This window comes from Bartonella sp. CM120XJJH, from assembly GCF_042194715.1.
In the GTDB taxonomy this organism is placed as follows: Bacteria; Pseudomonadota; Alphaproteobacteria; order Rhizobiales; family Rhizobiaceae; genus Bartonella.
In genome coordinates, this window is the sequence record NZ_JBHINE010000025.1 from 1 (window position 1) to 20,392 (window position 20,392).

24 protein-coding genes, 1 tRNA gene and 2 pseudogenes are annotated in these 20,392 nt (G+C 39.7%); 6 read left to right on the forward strand and 21 right to left on the reverse strand.

The features are described from left to right. Positions 1-185 (reverse strand): annotated as a pseudogene (locus ACFIKU_RS08345) (hypothetical protein); the annotation flags it as partial. 89 nt (positions 186-274) lie between these two features. On the opposite strand from ACFIKU_RS08345, the pseudogene ACFIKU_RS08350 reads away from it, so the two are divergent. Both ACFIKU_RS08350 and ACFIKU_RS08355 read left to right on the forward strand, forming a co-directional pair. Continuing rightward, a pseudogene (locus ACFIKU_RS08350) lies at positions 275-663 on the forward strand (hypothetical protein); the annotation flags it as partial. A gap of 103 nt (positions 664-766) precedes the next feature. Beyond that, the gene (locus ACFIKU_RS08355; protein ID WP_375642537.1) at positions 767-1,141 is read left to right on the forward strand and encodes a hypothetical protein; all 375 of its coding nucleotides are present in this window, start codon (positions 767-769) and stop codon (positions 1,139-1,141) included. 312 nt (positions 1,142-1,453) lie between these two features. On the opposite strand, the gene ACFIKU_RS08360 is transcribed toward ACFIKU_RS08355, so the two are convergent. From ACFIKU_RS08360 to ACFIKU_RS08430, 15 genes are all read right to left on the reverse strand, one after another. After that, the gene (locus ACFIKU_RS08360) at positions 1,454-1,897 is read right to left on the reverse strand and encodes a DEAD/DEAH box helicase (protein WP_375642536.1); all 444 of its coding nucleotides are present in this window, start codon (positions 1,895-1,897) and stop codon (positions 1,454-1,456) included. Between the two features lie 13 nt (positions 1,898-1,910). After that, positions 1,911-2,408 (reverse strand): hypothetical protein, encoded by a 498-nt coding sequence (locus tag ACFIKU_RS08365; RefSeq protein ID WP_375642535.1) that lies wholly within the window; start codon positions 2,406-2,408, stop codon positions 1,911-1,913. Between the two features lie 77 nt (positions 2,409-2,485). Then, positions 2,486-2,686: a hypothetical protein gene (locus ACFIKU_RS08370; protein WP_375657224.1), complete on the reverse strand. Its 201-nt coding sequence runs from the start codon at positions 2,684-2,686 to the stop codon at positions 2,486-2,488. Between the two features lie 228 nt (positions 2,687-2,914). Further along, positions 2,915-3,382, reverse strand: coding sequence for an AAA family ATPase (locus tag ACFIKU_RS08375; RefSeq protein WP_375657225.1), 468 nt, complete (start codon positions 3,380-3,382; stop codon positions 2,915-2,917). Beyond that, a complete protein-coding gene (locus tag ACFIKU_RS08380; protein WP_375657226.1) occupies positions 3,379-3,672 on the reverse strand; it encodes a hypothetical protein in 294 nt (97 codons plus the stop codon). Before ACFIKU_RS08380 ends, ACFIKU_RS08375 begins: the two co-directional genes overlap by 4 nt. Before the next feature lie 194 nt (positions 3,673-3,866). Beyond that, positions 3,867-4,415, reverse strand: a complete 549-nt coding sequence (locus ACFIKU_RS08385; RefSeq protein ID WP_375642532.1) for a sigma-70 family RNA polymerase sigma factor — start codon at positions 4,413-4,415, stop codon at positions 3,867-3,869. Between the two features lie 268 nt (positions 4,416-4,683). Continuing rightward, a complete protein-coding gene (locus tag ACFIKU_RS08390) occupies positions 4,684-5,037 on the reverse strand; it encodes a hypothetical protein (RefSeq protein ID WP_375657227.1) in 354 nt (117 codons plus the stop codon). Next, positions 5,022-5,243: a hypothetical protein gene (locus ACFIKU_RS08395; protein WP_375642530.1), complete on the reverse strand. Its 222-nt coding sequence runs from the start codon at positions 5,241-5,243 to the stop codon at positions 5,022-5,024. The genes ACFIKU_RS08390 and ACFIKU_RS08395 overlap by 16 nt, the downstream gene beginning before the upstream one ends. Before the next feature lie 31 nt (positions 5,244-5,274). After that, the gene (locus tag ACFIKU_RS08400) at positions 5,275-5,559 is read right to left on the reverse strand and encodes a zinc ribbon domain-containing protein (protein WP_375657228.1); all 285 of its coding nucleotides are present in this window, start codon (positions 5,557-5,559) and stop codon (positions 5,275-5,277) included. Next, positions 5,471-5,710, reverse strand: coding sequence for a recombinase family protein (locus tag ACFIKU_RS08405; protein WP_375657239.1), 240 nt, complete (start codon positions 5,708-5,710; stop codon positions 5,471-5,473). Before ACFIKU_RS08405 ends, ACFIKU_RS08400 begins: the two co-directional genes overlap by 89 nt. A gap of 23 nt (positions 5,711-5,733) precedes the next feature. Beyond that, on the reverse strand, positions 5,734-5,898 hold the full coding sequence (locus ACFIKU_RS08410) for a hypothetical protein (protein ID WP_375642528.1): 165 nt from the start codon (positions 5,896-5,898) through the stop codon (positions 5,734-5,736). Further along, positions 5,877-6,134 (reverse strand): recombinase family protein, encoded by a 258-nt coding sequence (locus tag ACFIKU_RS08415; RefSeq protein WP_375657229.1) that lies wholly within the window; start codon positions 6,132-6,134, stop codon positions 5,877-5,879. The genes ACFIKU_RS08410 and ACFIKU_RS08415 overlap by 22 nt, the downstream gene beginning before the upstream one ends. After that, the gene (locus tag ACFIKU_RS08420) at positions 6,106-6,378 is read right to left on the reverse strand and encodes a hypothetical protein (RefSeq protein ID WP_375657230.1); all 273 of its coding nucleotides are present in this window, start codon (positions 6,376-6,378) and stop codon (positions 6,106-6,108) included. The genes ACFIKU_RS08415 and ACFIKU_RS08420 overlap by 29 nt, the downstream gene beginning before the upstream one ends. Beyond that, entirely contained in the window at positions 6,375-6,542 is a 168-nt protein-coding gene (locus tag ACFIKU_RS08425) for a DUF2924 domain-containing protein (protein WP_375657240.1), read from the reverse strand. Before ACFIKU_RS08425 ends, ACFIKU_RS08420 begins: the two co-directional genes overlap by 4 nt. Continuing rightward, positions 6,506-6,781 (reverse strand): DUF2924 domain-containing protein, encoded by a 276-nt coding sequence (locus tag ACFIKU_RS08430; RefSeq protein ID WP_375657231.1) that lies wholly within the window; start codon positions 6,779-6,781, stop codon positions 6,506-6,508. Before ACFIKU_RS08430 ends, ACFIKU_RS08425 begins: the two co-directional genes overlap by 37 nt. Before the next feature lie 488 nt (positions 6,782-7,269). On the opposite strand from ACFIKU_RS08430, the gene lexA reads away from it, so the two are divergent. The 3 genes from lexA to ACFIKU_RS08445 are packed head-to-tail and all read left to right on the forward strand — an operon-like array spanning position 7,270 to position 10,145. Beyond that, positions 7,270-7,893, forward strand: coding sequence for a transcriptional repressor LexA (lexA, locus tag ACFIKU_RS08435; protein ID WP_375657232.1), 624 nt, complete (start codon positions 7,270-7,272; stop codon positions 7,891-7,893). Further along, positions 7,880-9,085, forward strand: coding sequence for a hypothetical protein (locus ACFIKU_RS08440; RefSeq protein ID WP_375657233.1), 1,206 nt, complete (start codon positions 7,880-7,882; stop codon positions 9,083-9,085). Before lexA ends, ACFIKU_RS08440 begins: the two co-directional genes overlap by 14 nt. Then, on the forward strand, positions 9,051-10,145 hold the full coding sequence (locus tag ACFIKU_RS08445; RefSeq protein WP_375657234.1) for a hypothetical protein: 1,095 nt from the start codon (positions 9,051-9,053) through the stop codon (positions 10,143-10,145). The genes ACFIKU_RS08440 and ACFIKU_RS08445 overlap by 35 nt, the downstream gene beginning before the upstream one ends. Positions 10,146-10,409: 264 nt before the next feature. On the opposite strand, the gene ACFIKU_RS08450 is transcribed toward ACFIKU_RS08445, so the two are convergent. Then, positions 10,410-10,500 (reverse strand) — tRNA-Ser (locus ACFIKU_RS08450). A gap of 313 nt (positions 10,501-10,813) precedes the next feature. On the opposite strand from ACFIKU_RS08450, the gene ACFIKU_RS08455 reads away from it, so the two are divergent. Beyond that, entirely contained in the window at positions 10,814-12,010 is a 1,197-nt protein-coding gene (locus ACFIKU_RS08455) for a porin (RefSeq protein ID WP_375642522.1), read from the forward strand. Positions 12,011-13,317: 1,307 nt separating this feature from the next. Here the strand turns inward: ACFIKU_RS08455 and ACFIKU_RS08460 are convergent. The 4 genes from ACFIKU_RS08460 to ACFIKU_RS08475 form a co-directional block, all read right to left on the reverse strand. Further along, positions 13,318-14,124 (reverse strand): N-acetylmuramoyl-L-alanine amidase, encoded by an 807-nt coding sequence (locus ACFIKU_RS08460; RefSeq protein ID WP_375657235.1) that lies wholly within the window; start codon positions 14,122-14,124, stop codon positions 13,318-13,320. 855 nt (positions 14,125-14,979) lie between these two features. Continuing rightward, positions 14,980-17,154: an isocitrate/isopropylmalate family dehydrogenase gene (locus ACFIKU_RS08465; protein ID WP_375657236.1), complete on the reverse strand. Its 2,175-nt coding sequence runs from the start codon at positions 17,152-17,154 to the stop codon at positions 14,980-14,982. Beyond that, positions 17,151-17,882, reverse strand: a complete 732-nt coding sequence (locus ACFIKU_RS08470; RefSeq protein ID WP_375657237.1) for an alpha/beta fold hydrolase — start codon at positions 17,880-17,882, stop codon at positions 17,151-17,153. The genes ACFIKU_RS08465 and ACFIKU_RS08470 overlap by 4 nt, the downstream gene beginning before the upstream one ends. Before the next feature lie 260 nt (positions 17,883-18,142). Further along, complete coding sequence (locus tag ACFIKU_RS08475; RefSeq protein ID WP_375657238.1) at positions 18,143-19,339, reverse strand: multidrug effflux MFS transporter; 1,197 nt, start codon at positions 19,337-19,339, stop codon at positions 18,143-18,145. Between the last annotated feature and the right edge of the window lie 1,053 nt (positions 19,340-20,392).

Genomic DNA, 20,392 nt, shown 5'->3' on the forward strand with positions numbered 1-20,392 from the left:
GCATCCCTTACATCTTGTACGGCACCAAGAATGCCCACATTGACAGAGCCTGTCACACCAGCAAAAGACTTTTCATGGTTTTCTTTTGCGTTAGAGGTATCATAGCTTTCTGATAGTGTGATATTATTACCAGCATCAATGTTGACATCACGATCCGCCGAAACATTGGCTGCTTGCATATTTACATATATTCGTCTCCATACCTTAAATAAAAAACCTATATCAAGGCGTTTTTTTCAAAGTGTGTTTAAATATTTTGATAATGGAGGCTGTTGTGAATAAACCAGTGTTTATAAAATCTGATGAAATTCTCTTAGTGATGTGCAAAATCTCGCTAAATATGGAACTTTCTTCGAAGAAAAGGACATTATAAAATTTATCGACCAAGCCGATAATGCTGTTCAAATCTTGCGTATCGAACCTAAAACAAACCAGTGTGAAAATATCTCTGAAGTTATTGCCGAATTCTATCTTAAAGAATGTGAAGAGCAGTACTTAAATGAAAACATACCTCACGATTTTATTAAGCATAGTTCGGCATACGTTTTTTTAGAAGAAATCGAACAGCAGCGATATGAAGATGAAACATACGGGACATCTGAACAGCAAAACCGTTTAACTCTTTGGGATGTCATTCCAAACTACCCTCACTATACAGAGCGTTTGTTAAAAGACGGCCCCCTTTTCAAAAAATTGACCACACAATGCAATGCCGTTCTTTTGCAAAGAACAACAAAGGCAGAGTCTAACTTAAAGGAGTAAAATCATGAAAAAGAAATACGAAATGACTGATGAAACAACCGAAATTGATGGCAAAACGCTCCGCCGCTTTCGTGCTTTAAAAGATTTTGGTTATATCTTTGGTAAGGTTAAAGCAGGTGATTTAGGCGGCTTTATAGAAAATGAATACAACTTAAGTCGTGAGGGCAACTGTTGGATTTGGCATGATGCCATATTTTTTGGCGATGCAAAAATTTACAACAATGCCAAGGTATTTGATAACTCAAAATTTTGTTATTTTGCAAATATTTATGAAAATGCAAGTGTTTATTGTAATGCAGAAGTGTATGGTAACGCAATAGTTTACAGAGCTTTAGAGGTTAGTGAAAGCAGTATTATCACAACGGACGAGAAGCAATAAATTATGTATGAATATGAAATTAACCCTACTTTGTGTTTGCAGTTAGTTGTGAGAAATACCTACAATCCAAGTAAACTTTGTATCACTATCTCTGGAGATAATGGCGAGCCCTATGTAGATGCCATAATTTCTAAAGACAAAGTAGAAGCTTTTTTGAGTGAAGATAATGTCGTGCAAATGGAACTTAAAAAATCGCAATACTTTGCATTCTCATACGAATTCAGACCGTTTGTGTGCACAGGATTTGACATGACACCACCAACCTCAGATAAATCTTTCATATTGACGCTATATTCTGATCCTTGTGCATATCTAAAATGCATTCCAATTGTTCGGATTGAAACGCTGTGCATGCTCAATGACCCGCATATAGCTATAGGCCAAGGCATGGTGGGATTCATCAATCACCAATGCATCAAGCAGCGGTAATGATGGCAAATTGCTCTCCCGCGATAGGGGTTGCACTATGGCAGAGGCCACTTGGCCATCCCAGCTTTTCTCATTCGCATTGAAAATACTGGTGGAAAGCGCTGAATTAACCCGTTTGAACTTGCCCTCATTTTGAAAGGTCAGCTCATCACAGTGAGCAAGCACACAGGCGCGTTTAATATCGCGTTCAAACATGTGTCCCAGCACTGCTGAAAGCATGATCGTCTTGCCTGCACCTGTTGGCGCAACTGCAAGCGTATTGCCGTGGGTATAGAGCGCATCAACTGTCTTGGAGACGAGCTCCTTTTGTCTTGGTCTGAGTAACATGCCGCCCTCTTAATCATTGTGCCCATAACAGCAGGTTGCTGGCAGAACTTGCAGATGCATACCGATCACTATTGGATTGAGGCGCAAAAGCTGCACCGGATACAGCACCTATCAAGAAAGCATATTCCTTATGATCCGGTGTGATGGACAGTTTGATGACGTTCTTGTCGTCACCGTTATGGTCTTTCTCTATATCGATGCGGGCTGCAAACTTGACACCATCCAGATCACCAAGGCCGTTGATACAGCGGGCATTCTGAGCAGCTGGAGAATTGTCCTTGTTGGACACGCCGCGAGACGCGTTCATAATCCCTTTGATAAACGTGTGAACAATATTGGCCCAGTCCGGTCCTTTAGAACTATAAAGCCCAATCAAGCTCCAGATTTTGCGGCAGGCATATTTGCCTTCCAACACCACAAACTCACAGTTCAAATACACTGCGCCTGTGGTGTTACTGCATGTCGCCCAGCCACCCGACGCATCATCATAGCCGCTGGGCTTAATGGTCATAAGAACCTTAGCCAGCGTTCCTTTGGGGATGACATCAAATCCGCTTTGATCATCTGCACTATTAAAATCGTTTCAACTCATTCTTGTCCTCCTTGTGTTTCGTTGTTTTGTTGGGAATCAGGGGTGCTGCTGGCAAACGCGTCCTGTTCAATTGAGAACATGAGGCGTTCGGCAGCAGGCTTAGTTTTGCCCACAATCTTTTGCATGAGGAGGCCAAGATGAGGCTCTTCCATCAGATCAAGACGACCAAAGCGGATCCTTGGCGGAGTATCCGGCATCACTGATGGTGTGGCTGATAAAGGCTCAAAATGACTTGCCTTCGGGGCTTATCATCTCAGTCATAGTGATGATCTGATCGACAATACTGGGTAGCTCTAATGCGGTTTTGCTGCCTTCAATTTTTGGCTGGAAGAAACGGCGATTAAAATCGTCGATCTTTTCGTCCAAAATGCCGACAAACCAGATATTCTTGCCGCGTGTGCGCTACAGATGCGTGAGCCACGCGATCATTTCCTGACCATGTAGGCCGTAGGCACAACGAGTATCAGGCTTTCCATTTTTGTCAGAAAATGCCTGCGGCTAGCCCTTGCACCAGTTAAAACACATACGTCCGCAATCGTGATGCTGTCGAAGATCGTGTCGTATCTATCAAGTGCTCCGGCATCACCATATTTGGTAGTGACGGCATCATAATGGGCTTGGCTATATGGCTGCTTATCACGCAAGGTAGGGTTCGAACCACCAATAAAAGCCGCAATATTGCGGCAAACCTGCCATGTACGCGGACAAATGGTGTCGCCTTGCCAGCCTTTAATGGACAGATCGCCGGCCTCAAGATCAAAGAACAGCGTCTTTTCAGCGGGAAGCGTCCAGAGCAGTGATGTTTTGCCGATACCGCTTTTACCGAAGATGCACCATTTGATGCCTTTGGTTTCTTTCAAGCGTTCATCAGCTGAGATGATAGGAAGGCTCATTGGGCACCTCCTTTGCGGGAGAGTGCATCCACAATGTTTTCAGCGCCTAAAGCACCTTTAGCACGCGCTTCTGTGTAAAGCTCACAGATGGCAGACAGGCGCTTATAAATGGCGCTTTGTTCTTTATCCAAAACCTGTACGGCAAACGCAAGATCATCCAGAGTTGCCTCATGGATCGGTTTGATGGTATTTTCGGGAATAGCACCAAGCGCCAGAATTTGAATAAATGCCGGAACATGTTTGGCGTAGTAGCTGAATTTAATCAGTTTTTGTAACAATGATTTAAACATGAAACCTCCTTGATTTCGTGGGTTAAAAATTGCTCTTTGGTCATGTCGTCTCCGGCTGCTGGGTTCTGACGCCGCCCAAAGAGCAAAGCGGTCGCGGTATTTCCTGTTGGGGTCTTCTATTTCCGCGAGAACCCGGCATATTTTCTTGCCTTCAAGGAGTTACTTACCGAAATGGATCAAAAACTGTCGGAAGCTCAGTGCAGATATTCCGCAAAGCCACGTTCCTTCAGCGATCCGCGCAATTCGGACAGCGTCCCGTAGAGGGTTGAACGTGGGGTTTTTGTTTTTCGGGAGATTTCACTGATGCTGAGCGTCCGCAGATCAATCAGCAGCAACACCAGATGCGACGGCATCTGCTGAACAGCCTGTTCAAGGTCGATTTGAAGATCGCGGCTGGTCAGGTCTTCAGTTGTAGGGTCAGGCAAAGCATTATCTTCGCCGTCCTTATCCTCAAGCCATGCATCGAGTGAAAAGTTACTGATACGAGAGCCACGTTTTTGTGCGCGGGCTGCTTCAATCAGGCTGGCACATTTGTGGTTGAGGATGCGGTCAACAAAGGTCGACCATTTTGCTTTTTCGGGATCATAAGCCTTCTTTCGGGATATATAATCCAGCATTAGCTCTTGCTCGAGGTCCTCGACTTCTACGCCATGAATGGCTGAATGCCGCATCAGGCTGCGTGCGTGATAACGGACTTGGTTTACGACATAAGAATGAATGCCTTCATAGTTGTTTTTGCTCATGGTTTTGTCTCCAATTGCAGTTAGCCGCCACAAGGGCGGGTCAACTGGGACTGGCGAAAACTCACTGAAGGCGGGTGAAATGGGCCGTTTAAAGAGATACAAAAACAAAAAAAGCCCCGACATGCAGGGCTTTGGTGGAGGCAAATTTTTTTGAAAAAAATTTCAAGGTGTTCGGTGAAATTTCACCGAGGCGAGATTAGGCAAATCCAAAATACTTCAATTGCTCGCCCTAAATATCTGGAAATGATGTTTGCATATCTTGCAAGCTCTATTGACGTAGCTGCGTTCCATCCAATATGGCTCTTTTAATCTGCGGAGCAAGCTGATTCAGGCGCAATATCCGTGACATATAGGAGGTGTTGATTTTGCGTTGGCGCGACATGTCAACAATTGATTTGTAGCGTCCCGTATCAAGCAAGTTTTGCCAGTAATAGGCCAAGTTTTGCCAGTAATAGGCTTTGGCTGTCGTGAGAGTCTCATCCAGTTTAGAGGCTTTTTGAGGCGGGGTCTTTTGATAGAATTCGGGGAAAAATGAACATTTTTTACCACCGTATTTCTCGATCCGCATCAGCACCCGTATTGAAATCGTATTGTTCGCCATCATTTTTACGCATTTATCCATGCTTGCTCCTCCAGTTTCTTGGTTGAAATGCCTTGCAATCGCTTGTCTTGCTCATCCAATTCTCGCGCCAAACTCTCCATGCATGCAGCCATGATCCAAATGTCGACCAACCCATAATTCACAACGACTTTTTCAATCATCAGCTCAAAGATGCGCTGCTTTTCAGCTGGATAAAGCTCTTTCCAGATCGGAACGATGTCATTCAAATTGCTATAAACCTCATGCTCCGTAATGGACTCATCCTCTTTTTTTGGCTTCTCGCCATGTTTCCATGATCATCTCCGGCGAGGAAAAAACAGCTTGAAGCTGGTTCAAAATCAAAGATTCCATTTCGTTTGCGCTGACGTTACGAACTTTGCTGTAGTGTTCACAGGTGTAATAGTGATAAAGCCTGCCACCTTTTTTACGGGTATGGTTTGCTACCAATCCACATTCACATTCGCTGCACTTCAAAAGTCCCATCAAAATGGCCTTGGTTTTCTTCCACGTGATTGTGCCTCGTTTGATGGTGTTCTCTTTCACGGGTGGCGCGAACTTTATTCCATGTATCCATATCAATGATAGCTGGATGGCGGCCTTCGTAGATCTGGTCCTTATGTTTGATCTTGCCGATATAGATGGGGCTCTGAAGAATTTTATAGAGAACGCCTTTATCCAGTGCCTTGTCACCGATAACGCGTCCGTTTTAGTCGTACACTACTTACTGAGAACTCCCATGCGCGGCAGCATCTTTGCCATTTCTATGGGGGATTTGGTCATCAAAAACAGATCAAATATTTTACCGATGCCCTCAGCCTCATCTGGTTCAATTACGAGCTTGCGGTTTTTCACCACATAGCTCATAGGCGTAACACCGCCCATTCACATGCCTTTGCGTTTGGATACCGCCAATTTATGGCAGATACGTTCGCCGATAACTTCACGTTCAAACTAGGCAAAATGTTCAGTGTCAATCGGCCCATCGATGTGGTGGTGTTGAATTGCTGGGTAACAAAAACAAAAGACACTTTGTGTTCTTCAAACAGCTCAATCAACTTGGCAAAATCAGCCAAGGAGTGGGATAAGCGGTCAACCTTGTACAACAACGACCGTATCAATCAAGCCACTTTTGATGTCATCCATCAGGCGCTTTAAGTCCGGGCGATCCATATTGCCGCCTGTAAATCCGCCCTCATCATCGTTATCAGGAAGCTGAAACCAGTCTTCATGCTTTTGTGAGGCAATGTAGGATTCACAAGCCTCGCCGTTGGGAATCAAAGCTGCTGAACTCCATATCCAAGCCTTCTTCGGTTGATTTACGCGTATAAATCGCGCAGCGTTTTTTAGTGTAGTTTTGCTCAATGTTTGCTTTCTTGTGCTTTGTTGTTCAATCCGAAGAAAGCAGATCCTGACCAGCTGCTGCCTGTTATGGACAGCACAACTTTGGACAGGCTTTTGTATAGGCAGCCTGCATATTCATAACCTTCTTCTAAAATGGTGACCTGATATTCGATGCCTTTATATATTCAATGCCTTTATATTCCCGCACCAATTTGGTGCTGGGGATAGGCCGCCGATATTGTATCTTGCGCTTCGGCTTGCTACTTGTGCCTGATCCAAGTAGGTCATTGGCCTGCTGCTCGATCCGGTTCTCGATCTGCAGATCAACGCCGTAAGCAAGCTCTTGCAGGCGATAGGCCAACCTGCGGACAATATGGCTCTTATGACCAAACCGAGTAGCTCGTCCTGATACACATCTCGCCACAATGCTTTTAGGTCAGATAACGGCATGTTTTGGAGTGCAGCGACACGCGCCAGAAGTGTTTTATTCATCTGTTTCTCCTTGGTTTTTTGGTTCTTCGTCATGGGCATGAACGCTTGGAAAAACTCTGAAGTCTAATGAATTAGAGGGATGAGTTGCTACTTTCTGACAGTTAAAGCGCATCTTTCAACGCAGGATGCCAAGTACCAGTAAACGAGCCACTTCATTGCAGCGATCTCGTTCATTGATAAGGTTTGGGGAAAGTGAAGACATAAGTGACCTCCTTGAAAATAATTTCGTCGTTCAAGGAGTTACTTACTGAAATGACTTGAAAACTGTCGGTTCAGTCAATGCTGTGCATTGAATCAAAGTAGGCTTGCGAATCAAAATAACCTAATTTACATTAGATCTTTATCTAAATTGAAAGAAAGCTGTGGAGTAGCTGACAAACGCGTAGAATGCGTTTTTACAGGCTGTTGAACGCTTGAGATGTGCCATGGGGATATCCACCCACGGAAGTACAAGAGTTTGCTGTGGAATTGGGTGTGAAAGGACCCAGTGTGTTTGAAGGGCTCAAGAGACTGGAAGATAAAGGCTACATTCGCAGACAGGCGCGAAAAGCGCGATTCATCGAAATCCTTCACGCACAAACGTCATATAAAACCAATCTGACGGCTGTTTTTTTATTGGGGATGGTAGCAGCTTGCCAACCGATTCTTGCCCTTGAAAACTGGATTGGTCAGGTCATGATGCCAAGTAGTGTGCTGCACGGGAAATACTTTGCGCTCAAAGTACAAGGCGACAGTGTGATTGATGCTGACATTTTCAAGGGAGATTACGTTGTTGTGCACCAACAGCCAATTGCTAAAAACAGCGATATTGTTGGGGCTATGGTCAGCGAAGAAGCCACTGTAAAGCGGCTAACTATTGAAGGGGAGCATATTGAACTGCACCCTGAAAATCAGAAACTAAAACCCATCATCATAGGACAACAAGATGAACTTAAAATAATTGGGAAGGACTTACAAGTCTGCTCGGGCACGTCTGCTCGGGTGTTGACACTGAATCCCCCCCCTGTAACGACGAAACAGAAGATTGGCGATGTCGAGATATAATCCAAAGGTATTCACAAATATAGACAGCTTAGGCGAATTGGACGCTGGGCTTCTTATTCAACTATTTAAAAAGTTTCCAAATTTTTTTAAGGCGCATGACATTAGTCTTGAAAATGGAGTGCTGAATTTTGAAGAGGTCACAAAAGCATTTATCTGCCCCAATGATAGTGTGCAGGATTCTGATGAAACCAATGAGTTAATGGAAGCACTGCAGCTGATAACAGAAATGTCTAGTCAGGATGCAATGGACTCTCTTTTACTGGCGGCTAAAAATCAAAATATTACGATTAATTATCAGCCAAACAGTTCTCCTGCGGATATTGCGCTTTATTGTTTTTTAAACCAAGAAAACCTTTTTCACACAGAGTATGCAAAGGCTTTAGTTAAAAATTACAGAGGTTTTAGCTTCTTCTGGGGAGATCAAGGACAAAAGCGAGATTTTCCAGTCGTATCTGAAGATATCATCACAGCACTACAGTCTGAACTCGATGAGTGGTTTGCCAGCAATAACCGCCTCAGAAATTGTCGGGTTTATATGTTTCCACAAGGTCATCGGGTTAGTATCGTGATCAAGTATGGAAAGCCTCTAAAGCGAGAGCTGAAGATGAAAGATGGCGAAACGCAGAGCATTTTTTATAATCCACAATGCCATGATCTGCTGATTTATAATTGTAACACTGACGACATCAGTGTGAGGACTGATGGGAAAAAAGGTCAGCTGCCAGAATATCTGCGCTGTATCGGGAAGCACATATTTGGCAATGAATCTTATTTTGCAGAAAAGAAAGTCTTTTCACTCGATAAATTGCGTGAAATCCAAACCAGCGCTCATAACTTTGCTTCTGTAGATGGCATAGAAGACGTCAGGCTCGTGGAATTACAATATGATTGGGGCGGTGAAATTGAGATTAGAAAATCTGGAAATCTTTTGGGTACATTAATAAGGAAAAATGGACTTGAGAGTACAAGCAAGGCAAATATCATTTACGCTAAGTTTAGTGTCTGTTTTGAAGGTAATAATACGCCGCGTAAGGTTGGTATTCGTTCCGGAAACCAAGCAACATTTGGTAGAGACGAAGACAGCTTGATTATTGAAGACTGGATCAATGATCAGCAATTAATTATTCCAAAAAATCCGAAAAAAGAGGCATCACAATATGTGGAAAAAGCTAGCGAATCTGCCTCGGCATGAACATAACTATGCATTTTTAGTCAGGCATTTTGGTGAAACGGATATAATTACATCGCTGTTTGATCGCACAACAGTTCTTGATGATAACCTTCATTGTGAAAGTGGGTATTGTTGCGGTAGGCGTATTTGTAAAATGCCTAACGGAAAATTGCTGGCCGTGTGCAATGATGATTCATCGAATTGTCCAGAATTAGAAATCTCAGATAACGACAGACGGATATTTTCTCTAAACTTGAAGAAAATAGCAAGTCTGATTGCTAATCTCACAAAAAACATATCTATTTTCAAACAAGATGTGCAAACTATTGAGGGCTCCTCAAGTTGTATAAGAGTTGGCTACTATATTCCTCGGGGCACCATTCGTTATCCAGTTTTCTTTGGAATCGACATTTACGATGGAGATCTGGAAAGCATAATCAACCATGTGATTGGACTTGACGAATCAGCCATTTTGCTTCTGCCGTCCATTGATAACATCGGACAAGCTAGAATTAATTCTATTCGTGCCAAAGGCTCAGATTTGATTGGATTACAAAATTTGCAAGGCGAGAATTGCTTGCTAGACGCTGAAAAAACTTTGCAGAGCTTTAACTCATTTTTTGCAAATATCAAAGACCCTGATCCTAAAATAGAATGTAAGAAATTTTCTAGCCCATCAAGTGCTTCATGGGATAAATTTATCTTTGAGTGGCAAGAAGAACAGCTTCTAAATGATGAGCGTACACAAAAGGCCCATAAGAGAGAGGTAATCATAGTCACCTGTGGTAATGAAACCCAACGCTATGAGCCAGCAGACCTTCATATGCTGAATAAGAAAACTAACGAGCCAAATTTACAGTGGGTATTGCTTACAATCTTTATTAAAAAACAAGGCATTATAGGATGGAACGATCAGGTTGCCGTCAATAATATCAATATCAAAAATCTCAAAACACAAAAGAAGGAACTGATTAGGAAACTTAAAAAAGCCTTCCGGCAGAGCGAGGATCCTATACCTTTCGTTAAGAAGAAAGGTTATACGTGCCGTTTTACCTGCAGAGCTCCAGAAAACACGTTGTAAATGCTAGGCATAGACTGGTGCAAACTGGTCAATTGCCAACCCCTTGATTTCCCATGACTAAAAGTTGATTTCCCATAACTAAAAGCTCCCTACTTCGCTTTAAAGGGGCATATATAGGAGAAAAATTAGAGAAAAATGGGGGGGAGCTTTATAGAGGGTAAGTCAATTGCAAATGGCAAAAAAGCCCGCAAATGTTGGGCTTTTGAGGTTATGCCATTTCGAGCATAGACAAGTTCATTTTGTGTCAATTTCATTTTGTGTCAATGGCGGAGAGGAAGAGATTCGAACTCTCGAGAGCCTTTTGAGCCCTACTCCCTTAGCAGGGGAGCGCCTTCGACCACTCGGCCACCTCTCCAACAGAGAGGCATAAATGGTATCAACAGAAAGTTCAAGACATTTTCGATTTTTTTCCCAAATATCTGAATTTTTTTTCCTATTGAGCCCATAGGGATAAAAAATTAACAAAACAAAAATTGTGACTTTTTTACCACATTATCTCGAATAGTACATGTATACATTACAAAAAGGTAATTTCATATTTGAAACTCTAAAAAGATTAGTATAGCTAAGATAATAAGTGCCGCGTATTTTACTTATGTCTTTGCCCTTAATGCGTTAGGTAAATAATACTCTTTACAAGAAGATTAAACGGACCTCGGAGATCCCATATGAACATTAAATCCCTCTTTTTAAGCTCTACAGCAGCTTTTTTAGCAATTTCTGGAGCACATGCTGCTTCAACAGTTATCGCCGAACCCGAACCTGTAGAATATGTTCGCGTTTGTGATGCCTACGGAAAAGGATATTTTTATATCCCTGGAACAGAAACCTGCATGCGTTTATCAGGAAATGTTCGTACTGATTTTATAGGCGGTGATAATATCGATGCAACAACCGAAACTGAACTAAGAGACAAAAGAAAAACCTATGGCGCAGCATCACGGCTCACCCTTGTTTTTCAAGCAGCTTCTGAAACAGAAATGGGAACACTTCGTTCATATGCAAGAATTTTCTCAAGCTGGGGTGATGGTAGAGACAACGCTGCTGCAAGGCTTGCAGCCGCTTACATTGAACTTGGTGGTTTTCGCGTAGGTCTTGATGACACAATTTTCAACAGCTGGACTGGTGATTATGGAGATGTTCTCAATGATGACAGCATAGCGCCTGCGGGTACAACACGCACCAATTTTATTTCCTACACCTTTAGTGGTGACTCTGGTTTTTCTGCTATTATCGGCGCTGAATTAGGCAATAATGCAGATGCTCTTCCTGGAATAAGCGGATACTATATTGATAAAGATGATAAGCTTGTTCCTATCATGAAGGATACTCTTCCAAGTAAAGCAATTAAAAATTACACACCCAATGTGGTTTTGGGTATAAAGTTTATGCAAAAATGGGGTGGTTTTTCAGCGGTTGCAGCATATGATACTTACTACAAAAAGTGGGCTGGAAAAGTACGTGCAGATTTCAATATCAACGATCGTTTCAATCTATGGGTAATGGCTGGTTATAAAAATGGCCTTGATTACTACACAGTGAATGAAAATGATGAGTTATCACGACAAAGCACAACGATCTATGCAAACTGGGGTGGTAAATGGGCTGCTTGGGCAGGTGCCACTTACAAGCTTACGCCAAAAGCAAATTTGAATGCACAAGTTTCTTATAGTGCTGTAAAAACCTTTGCAACTTCTGTAAATATTGCATACACATTGGTTCCAGGATTTGTGATTACACCTGAATTAACCTATGTTAATTGGAATGATGATCGCATTGTGAAGGATCAAAATAATAATGAAAAGCATTTATTCAATAAAAAAAGTGCTCTTCAAGGTATGATCCGTTTACAGCGTTCATTCTAATCCTATTTAAGCTACAACTTTTGAAACCTAGCAACTTATGTTGCTAGGTTTTATTTTTAAAATGAAACATCATGAGCATCTTTCTTGATCCTTATTTTCTTGTCTTTTTGAAAAAAAATTACTGACTTTCACCAAAACATTCTCAGAAAATTAACCTGATGTGCTTGATAAGAACACTGCATACCTGGTGCTTACACATCAATTCAAACAATCTCTTGCTTGCCCTTTAAAGTGTAAGCAAACCCCTTCGCTTTATTACCAAATTAATCTTTCTTGGTAATTTATACCTAACCTTTGTTAATTGAGGTCATGATCTTCTCAGATAAATTCTGCACTGAACAAATAAAATATTGAAAAAACAAAACATCATTGTGTTTTTGATATGCATGAATGTGTCTTCTATTAACATCCTAAAACACAATACTTTACAACACTGCCTCGCATTAAAAAACTTAATTATCAAGAAACATGTTGTCAAAATGATGCAAATATCCCCTAAAGCAGTAAAAGAGAAAATAGATATATATTCAAAAAATGAATTAACCTCTTCCCCATCTAAAGAATAGAGACTCCTATCAGTAGCAATCTATAAACGACCCTATTTTTCTTGAATCTGCATCACATTGATTTATAATGACAATTTGTTGTTTTACATGCTGAATGAGAGTCCAGAATAGCGTAAGATTCCCCATTTCAGAGCTATTCCATGTTTCAATCAACCAAAACCATTCACTTGTACACGACAAGCGGAAAGAGCCGTATGAATAAAAACGCGTAAAGAAAACCCTTTTATGAATCGTTTTAACTTCCAAGGGCTGTAGTAATATTGAGATCTGGCAAAGTGTACAATGGTGTTCGGCACTTTTATTAAGCATAAAAATGAGGATACACTTCATAGAGGATTTTAGATTATATTCTTTATGAACGTCGCTGTAAAATATGTGTTGTGATACACACTAAAAGACATTTCTTTAAAACAAGCATGTAAATATATAATACAAGTCCATTTTGATTAAATCGTTTTATCTTGCGTAAGGAACATGCCATTATACACGCAACATCTTGACTTTACTTGTTTTTAAAAGGAAGCAAAATATAAGACAACAAAACAGTAAAATTTAATCTCTGCAAATCATAAAACATTCTATAGCGTTATTTTTTCATAAAACGCCTTATACCGTACATGAGATTTTTTACACGATTCATGCCCTTTTTACATAAAGCACATTGGCAAAAAGCAGCCTCTCTTGATAATAAAAAGGCTTACACGTCATCATAACCATATTTTCAATTAAAACACGTTGAATTCACGAAAAATATTTATCAACCAATGCATAAAGAATTGCTGCTGTTTCAACATCTAGAATTCCATCATAATTTTCTTGACGAAAATGAAGTTGGAATGCTCGGATCAAATCTTTGTATCCTGTTTGGGTACACGCAGCAGAAATGTCATATCCATAACATTTTAGCTTCGCCAAAACATCTTCCTTGGGGGGAAAATTCTTAGAGAATTGCTCTTGATAATGACTTTTTAGTTCATCATCATACCATGCTCCTATACCTGCCCTATAAAGTTCTCTCCATGGGAAAGCTGCTCCTGGATCACTTTTTCTTCCAATAGCAATATCACTGTGTCCCACAACATCAGTTGGCATAATATCGGGATACCGTTGAAGAATATTCAATGCAAGTTCCTTAACGGCATCAATTTGTATTGGATTATAAGGAGGAAATATCCCCCCCTCATCATGATAAGCCATAAAATCAACTGTCTCTTCTGGAGACTCAGAATGACCAGTCGCTAAATTAACGATTTCAATCCCGATAGATGCATCATTGAGATGACTATGCCCAGCCCATGAACTCACACCCGCATGCCATGCACGCTCATTTTCATCAACCAGATTAAAAATACGCATGTCCTTAAAGCCTGCCTCACGATATGTCTGCTCTGAAGGATCAGGAACAAGATAATGTGCACTAACCTTTTCTCCTGTAAGCGCCATAATCGAGGCTTTAAAATCAAGAGCCGTATAATGCATGACAAGAAAACGAACGCGACGATTAAAACTCTTGACAGAACGATAACTGTTGTAATCAATCTGATACATAAAAGCCCTTTCTTTTTTGCTTAAAAAGACCACCGCGCATCACAACAGATAGGACACGAACTTTAAAAAATGCAATGAACTTGCCATCTAGATACTAAGAATTACGCCTAAAATTTGTTCATCAAAAACATTGACACTCTTATCAACAATTAAGACACATTTTTATTTCTCTCCCACACACGCGTAAAATATTTTTAACCACATTCACAAACACACCGCATTAAATATTTTCCCAAACAAATTCCTAAAAATCACCAATCGAAAGGAAAACAAAAGCGTAAAATGATCACTCCTTAAACTTTCACGTCTTACAGAAAAAATAGTTCTTCCTGTTATCAAATTGAAAAATACCGCCCCTCGGAAGCGAATACCCAACGGATCGTGCAATCACACAAAAAATTAAAGGAAAAATTTTATGTACTCTTTACAATAATTTATTATCAGATAACTGAATGGCATATATTCGCAATAAACTAGATATGTTTTTCAATAAAATTTGCAAAGCCTTCCTGTAAATGACACGACTTCTTGTCTTTTCACAACATTGCTTTTTGATTTACAAAGAATCTCAATTATTTACAATGCTTGAGGCATATGACGTCTCTCAATTCCTTGTCATCAACTCTATGAAATATAACATATTGATTTATAATAATAATTAATCATTATAAATATTGAATGTAGCGAGCCTAATATCGTAAAATTTTTCTTAATCTTGAATAAAGCAAAGTCATTTAATTACACATCAAAAGAAAGTTTAAGCTATAGATAAAAACCACTTAAGAAAAGGATCAAAATACTTCTTATATAGAATGTTCAATAATTGGAGCAATATTTTTACGTCTTCATAGAGGTTCATTTGCTTTTCTCAGTTTGCAAAACTCTTTTTAAAACCAACCAAGCTGCATATTCTTGTAAGACAGCACCTAAAAGTGGTCGCGTATAGGGAAAAGTTACACGATCATCACCATAACCTTTCATCCGTATAGTCATCGTGGCATGTCCAAGGCTTTCTTCTTGATTTTCTAATGTCTCCAACGAAGGCTCTAGGCTCACTTCAACCTCAAGCTTTGGAATATTTTTTGTACTTTTTTCTATAGGCTGAAAATATTTTAAAAGCCGTGGATCATTGGAAAACCAATGAACTTCTGCATATATCGCTAATTGTTTAGAAGCAGTAGTAACTTCTGCACCAACCAAATAGGGGTGAAAATGATTTTCAAATTCTTCCACGAAATGTTGTTCCAAGGGCGCTTCTGATTGACCAACAAGCTGTACAAGAACATAAGGGCTTTTCCATAAAAAATGCCGTTCAAATGGCTCATTTTCAAAATGATCATCAACCCACTGCGCAATGGTACTTTCATCAATTCCAATCAAAGTCCATGCATACTCCGCACGCGATACAAAAGAATATTTCTTCTCATTATGTTCTAAATAATTCTCTAAAAGCGCAAGAGCCTGTGATGGCGGACCAGGCAAAACAACAAGCGTACTTCTATCACAAGAAAGATAAAACCCCGGTGCTGTACCTGTAGGATTATCAAGCACCTTTGCTGTTTCTGGAAACAATGCTTGACGCGCATTACTCTTATCCACCAAAATCCCTAATCGTTGTAATTGACCTTTTATTGTTTGCCAAACATCTTCATGATGTACCAAAGGCTGCTTTACAGCTTGAGAAACCGCATCCCGTGTTATGTCATCTGATGTTGGTCCCAATCCCCCGCTGATAATGACAAGATCTTCTTGTCCAAGACAAGAAACAACAGTCTCACTGATTTGCTGTAATTGATCAGCACAGACAAAATGACGTGTGATTTGAATATTTCTCTTGTTTAAGCTTTGGCTTAAATCTTGTAAATTCGTATTCAAATATTGTCCTGAAAGGAGTTCATCACCAACGGTAATAATCGCCGCTCGACACACAGAGACAGAATTCACAAGAGAATTGCGAACAACTTCAGCCATTTGACGCGTAGAGGCGCCCCCTCCAAGATCATAAGGTACAGTTTTTCCAGCACGAATAACCTGATCAACACTCTCAGATAATTGTTTTGCTGCATCTTTAAAGCCTAAATGCTCTAAGAGTAAAGCCGTGGTATAAAGTATGGCAGAAGGATTTGCTTTATTTTGTCCAGCAATACGTGGTGCGCTTCCATAAACAGGTTCAAAATAAGCCATTTTACTTCCCACATTTGCTTGAGATGCAAGTCCCAATCCCCCCATTATCCCAGAGCCAAGGTCAGAGAGAATATTGCCAAACATATTTTCAGCAACAATCACACCAAACTGCTCTGGCTTTGTTGCAATCCACAAAGCAACCGTGTCAACATGATGAATATCTGCTTCAATTTCCGGATAGTTTTGCGCAATCTTCTCAAAAATTTCTCGAGAAAATTGTCCACTTTCTCTCATAACATTGGGCTTATCAGCGAAAGTAACGCGCCTAAAGCCATATTTGCTTGCATAAGAAAAAGCGTATTCAAATAACCGCTCTAAACCAAAGCGTGTCTGCAAACGAACTGTCCACGCAGCTTCCTCAAGCCCATATTTTGTTAAATTTGGATGTTTTAGCCAAACGGCTGTTTCAGGAGAAATACCCCGAAAATCCAATCCAGCATAAAGGCCTTCACTATTTTCTCTGATAACACAAAAATGAAAAGGTTTTCTCGGACCAAAGATGTATCTTACAGGGCGTATATTCGCAAACAACCCTAATTTTTGGCGAAGCTGAAGTACGGGAGAGACATAAGAAAGTCCTTTCTCCCTTAAATGCGGTGCAAGTTCTTTTAAAGCCTCTTCTTTTCCTTTGCTGGTCACAGCCCCAAGTAAAACAGCATCACTTTCAGCAATTTTCTGCCATGTCTCTTTTGGAATAGGATCTCCTTCCTGTTTCCAACATTCAAAACCAATATCGCCATAAGTTAATTCAATCGGCAATTGGAATTGCTCTAAGACCATCAGCGCAGCATCACAAACCTCTGGTCCTATCCCATCACCAGGTAACACAAGAACTTTCTTTTTCATAATCCCTCCATCCACTCATCAATGACTGCATTCGTCATAGTAGGATTATCCTCCCACAAACGCGTAGCAGCTCCAGAGATAATCTTATATTCATGGTTCAGATTATGACTTTTCGTCTGATTATCTAGCGTTGCAAGTTGTGACTTTTCCCCTACCAAAGATAAAAATTTTCCAGTGTATTTGATAATCTCATCTCTAGCATCCATTTTTAATAAGAGTTTAAACCCTCTTGTCATACGTTCTATTGCCACGCTTTTTTGTTCATCAGGAACCTCCAATAAAACTCTTTTTTTCAGAATATCAGAGGGCTGCATAAAACCATTGAGTATTTCCAAAGCCCCAGACAAATCATTATTTTCTAAGTAAACAAGAATATCTCCAAGGCGCCGTTTCAAAACCTTATCAGGATAGCCAGGTGCATTCACAGCAAGCACAGCTTGAACATTGGGAAGCCGTGCTGCCAATATTTGTACCAATGTTCCAGCCATCGAAAATCCCACAAGCACTGCGGGTTCTTTAAAATAGCTTTTAAGTTTTTCTGCCATAAAAGATAAAATATCTACAGCAGAATGATTGAGAACATAAGAACTCTTAGGAAAAAGAGAAAGGGTATCCAGCAGAGTGACTGGAAATCCTTTTGATAAGCATCGCTTTGTCAATGGAGAACAAAAAACACCACCATCCCAAATTGGCATTACAGGAGAAAGAATAATAATAGGAAGGCTCATTGATCAATTCCTCCCCTTATTTAAAACATGCATTAGAGCCAAAACTTTTCCCATCCAATATAATGAAAATATGTTGAAACTCTAGGCTCATACTCTCCCCCCATCATAATCGATTTGTTAAACTCACACTAAGCTTGTAACAAATTTTAAATCCACTCAATCCAACAACTTAATAAAAAAATTCATCTAATGTACAGGTACCCCATTCGTAAAAAACATCAAAAACATTTCCGCATAATGCTTTCTTTTTATCATTTCACTCAGTTTATTTCTGAAGTCATAAAATGACGCGCTTTGCAAATATAAATGATAAAACCAATCGCGCAACACACAGCTAACAAAGTTGCCATAGCCCGTGGGCTATGGCCAGATATCTTTCCGATAACCGCTGCACTTAGTGCCGCACTTCCTAATTGCAAAGATCCCATAACACCAGAAGCCGCTCCAGCAGCTTTCGGATGCGATGAAATAGCCAACGCCGTTCCTAAAGGCAATAAAAAACCATTACCAAAAGTCAGAACAGCAATAGCCATAAAACTTGTCACAAGGGGCCATGGGCTTAGATACATTTGCACAGCAAACAGCACACCACCTATCACAAAAATAATGTACCCTCTCCCCACAGTCTTTTCCATAGACTCGCGTTCAAAAAACCATCGCGCCAAAAGATTTCCCAAAATATAGGGCAATGAGACACCAATATAGCTATAACTAATGTGTATCGGTGATAACCCCAAAGTCGTGAGTAAAAAAGGCGACTCCACAATATAAGCAAAATAGGCAGCGTAAGAAAAACACGGAATAAGTGCATAAAAAATAAATTGTTTATTTCTGAGGACACCTAAATATGCCTTCATAAATCCTACCGGAGAAAAATGCTGCCGCTTCTGAGGAGGTAGAGTTTCGGTTAGCACAAAACAACACAGCAAAATGGTCAAAAATATAAAAAAGCTTAAAAAGATAAAAGTTGACTGCCAATGAAAAGCTTGTATCAAAAGTCCACCAATGAAAGGTGCAAGTGCTGGTGACATTCCAATAAAAGGGAAAACAATCAAATAAAGTTTTCCAGCCGCTTTTTTATCCAATAAATCATTGATAATTGCACGACTTAAGACAAGTCCCGCACAAGCACCAAGACCTTGCAAAAAACGTAACACAAGAAAAGCGTGAATATGAACCGTATAAATCACACCAAGTGTCGTAAACAACCACAAGAATAAGCCCAATAGAAGTGTTTTTTTACGCCCAAAATTATCACTCAGCGGCCCATAAATGAGTTGTCCAAGTGCTAATGCCAACAAAAAAACTGCCACAGCACTCTGAATTTGAGATTGTGTCACTTGATAATATTGACGCATCTCTCCCAGTGCTGGTAAAAAAATATCGGTAGAAATCAAACCTCCTGTTGATAAACACACGATAAGTACAATGAATAGCAAGTTATATTTATGAATCATAAAGAAAATCACACTTTTTAGGTAATTATTAAATAGTATTTAGTTAAATATAAAAAAATATAATTATATTTTATGCTTATATATGCAAATAATAGTTATTAAAAGTTTTATTATTTTACTTTATAAAAATATTACTTTTCTTATAGACAGCATTTTGTTTTACAAATTTTATGAGCTAAAAAGTTAGCCCTAAATAAGCTCTCCTGTACAAACACTTTGCTATAACACATATCAGCCTTTTTCATAGATATCATAGGTAAAATACACTGATATTACATACCCTCCCCGCGACAACAATGGTATTTTTATACAATATCAAGTAAAATGAATCTACAAAATTCAAGGAAGAAAAACGGTCTATTAACAGCCCTACTCCAAAATTGCGACCATACAAAGCCCACTTCTAACACAACAATGAGCTATGAAGAAGACCCTCTTAACACAAATCAATTGTGTAAAAAATCTTGATCTATTCTCTATACCATAAAATATAATGCCTTCTCTGCAAGCCAACTCACAACTAAATATATCTTACTCATTTCATAAAGCTCTTCATCTAAAATAAATATCAAAAAAATTACCGTGTAACATATTAACAACTATGATGTCATAACACTTCAACAAGCTTTTTCTTTAACTTAATCCATGATCTCTTATAACATTCTGCATTGAACATTATTGATAGTTATTTTTATCTTCAAATGCGCCTTCTAATCTCATTTTATAAATATTCTTCCCATAAGAACAGTAACACTTTTATAAAAATAAGCAGATATACCTCTTACTTTATAAGCTAGAATCCAATAAACGATAGTATTCAATTTTTTTAAATTATTCTCTTACATGAGAGATTCGATGATAATAGTATACGGATAGCCTGCCTTTTTCAGGTATAAGTAAGATATTTTGGATTGTATAACCCCATTTTACTTCTCATAACAAACATTTGTTTAAAGTATTTTCCTATCCCTTTTTGGCGGCTCTTTATCCCTTTTGGAACATAATTGGCAAAAAGACATTGTATCTCCAGCATATTCAAGGAGATAAAACATG

Bases quoted from the DNA above. Each gene is read 5' to 3' on its own strand.
- ACFIKU_RS08355 (WP_375642537.1), top strand. From the start codon at position 767: ATGAAAAAGAAATACGAAATGACTGATGAAACAACCGAAATTGATGGC.
- ACFIKU_RS08360 (WP_375642536.1), bottom strand. From the start codon at position 1,897: ATGTTACTCAGACCAAGACAAAAGGAGCTCGTCTCCAAGACAGTTGAT.
- ACFIKU_RS08365 (WP_375642535.1), bottom strand. From the start codon at position 2,408: ATGACCATTAAGCCCAGCGGCTATGATGATGCGTCGGGTGGCTGGGCG.
- ACFIKU_RS08370 (WP_375657224.1), bottom strand. From the start codon at position 2,686: ATGCCGGATACTCCGCCAAGGATCCGCTTTGGTCGTCTTGATCTGATG.
- ACFIKU_RS08375 (WP_375657225.1), bottom strand. From the start codon at position 3,382: ATGAGCCTTCCTATCATCTCAGCTGATGAACGCTTGAAAGAAACCAAA.
- ACFIKU_RS08380 (WP_375657226.1), bottom strand. From the start codon at position 3,672: ATGTTTAAATCATTGTTACAAAAACTGATTAAATTCAGCTACTACGCC.
- ACFIKU_RS08385 (WP_375642532.1), bottom strand. From the start codon at position 4,415: ATGAGCAAAAACAACTATGAAGGCATTCATTCTTATGTCGTAAACCAA.
- ACFIKU_RS08390 (WP_375657227.1), bottom strand. From the start codon at position 5,037: ATGGATAAATGCGTAAAAATGATGGCGAACAATACGATTTCAATACGG.
- ACFIKU_RS08410 (WP_375642528.1), bottom strand. From the start codon at position 5,898: ATGGGCGGTGTTACGCCTATGAGCTATGTGGTGAAAAACCGCAAGCTC.
- ACFIKU_RS08440 (WP_375657233.1), top strand. From the start codon at position 7,880: ATGTCGAGATATAATCCAAAGGTATTCACAAATATAGACAGCTTAGGC.
- ACFIKU_RS08445 (WP_375657234.1), top strand. From the start codon at position 9,051: ATGTGGAAAAAGCTAGCGAATCTGCCTCGGCATGAACATAACTATGCA.
- ACFIKU_RS08455 (WP_375642522.1), top strand. From the start codon at position 10,814: ATGAACATTAAATCCCTCTTTTTAAGCTCTACAGCAGCTTTTTTAGCA.
- ACFIKU_RS08460 (WP_375657235.1), bottom strand. From the start codon at position 14,124: ATGTATCAGATTGATTACAACAGTTATCGTTCTGTCAAGAGTTTTAAT.
- ACFIKU_RS08465 (WP_375657236.1), bottom strand. From the start codon at position 17,154: ATGAAAAAGAAAGTTCTTGTGTTACCTGGTGATGGGATAGGACCAGAG.
- ACFIKU_RS08470 (WP_375657237.1), bottom strand. From the start codon at position 17,882: ATGAGCCTTCCTATTATTATTCTTTCTCCTGTAATGCCAATTTGGGAT.
- ACFIKU_RS08475 (WP_375657238.1), bottom strand. From the start codon at position 19,339: ATGATTCATAAATATAACTTGCTATTCATTGTACTTATCGTGTGTTTA.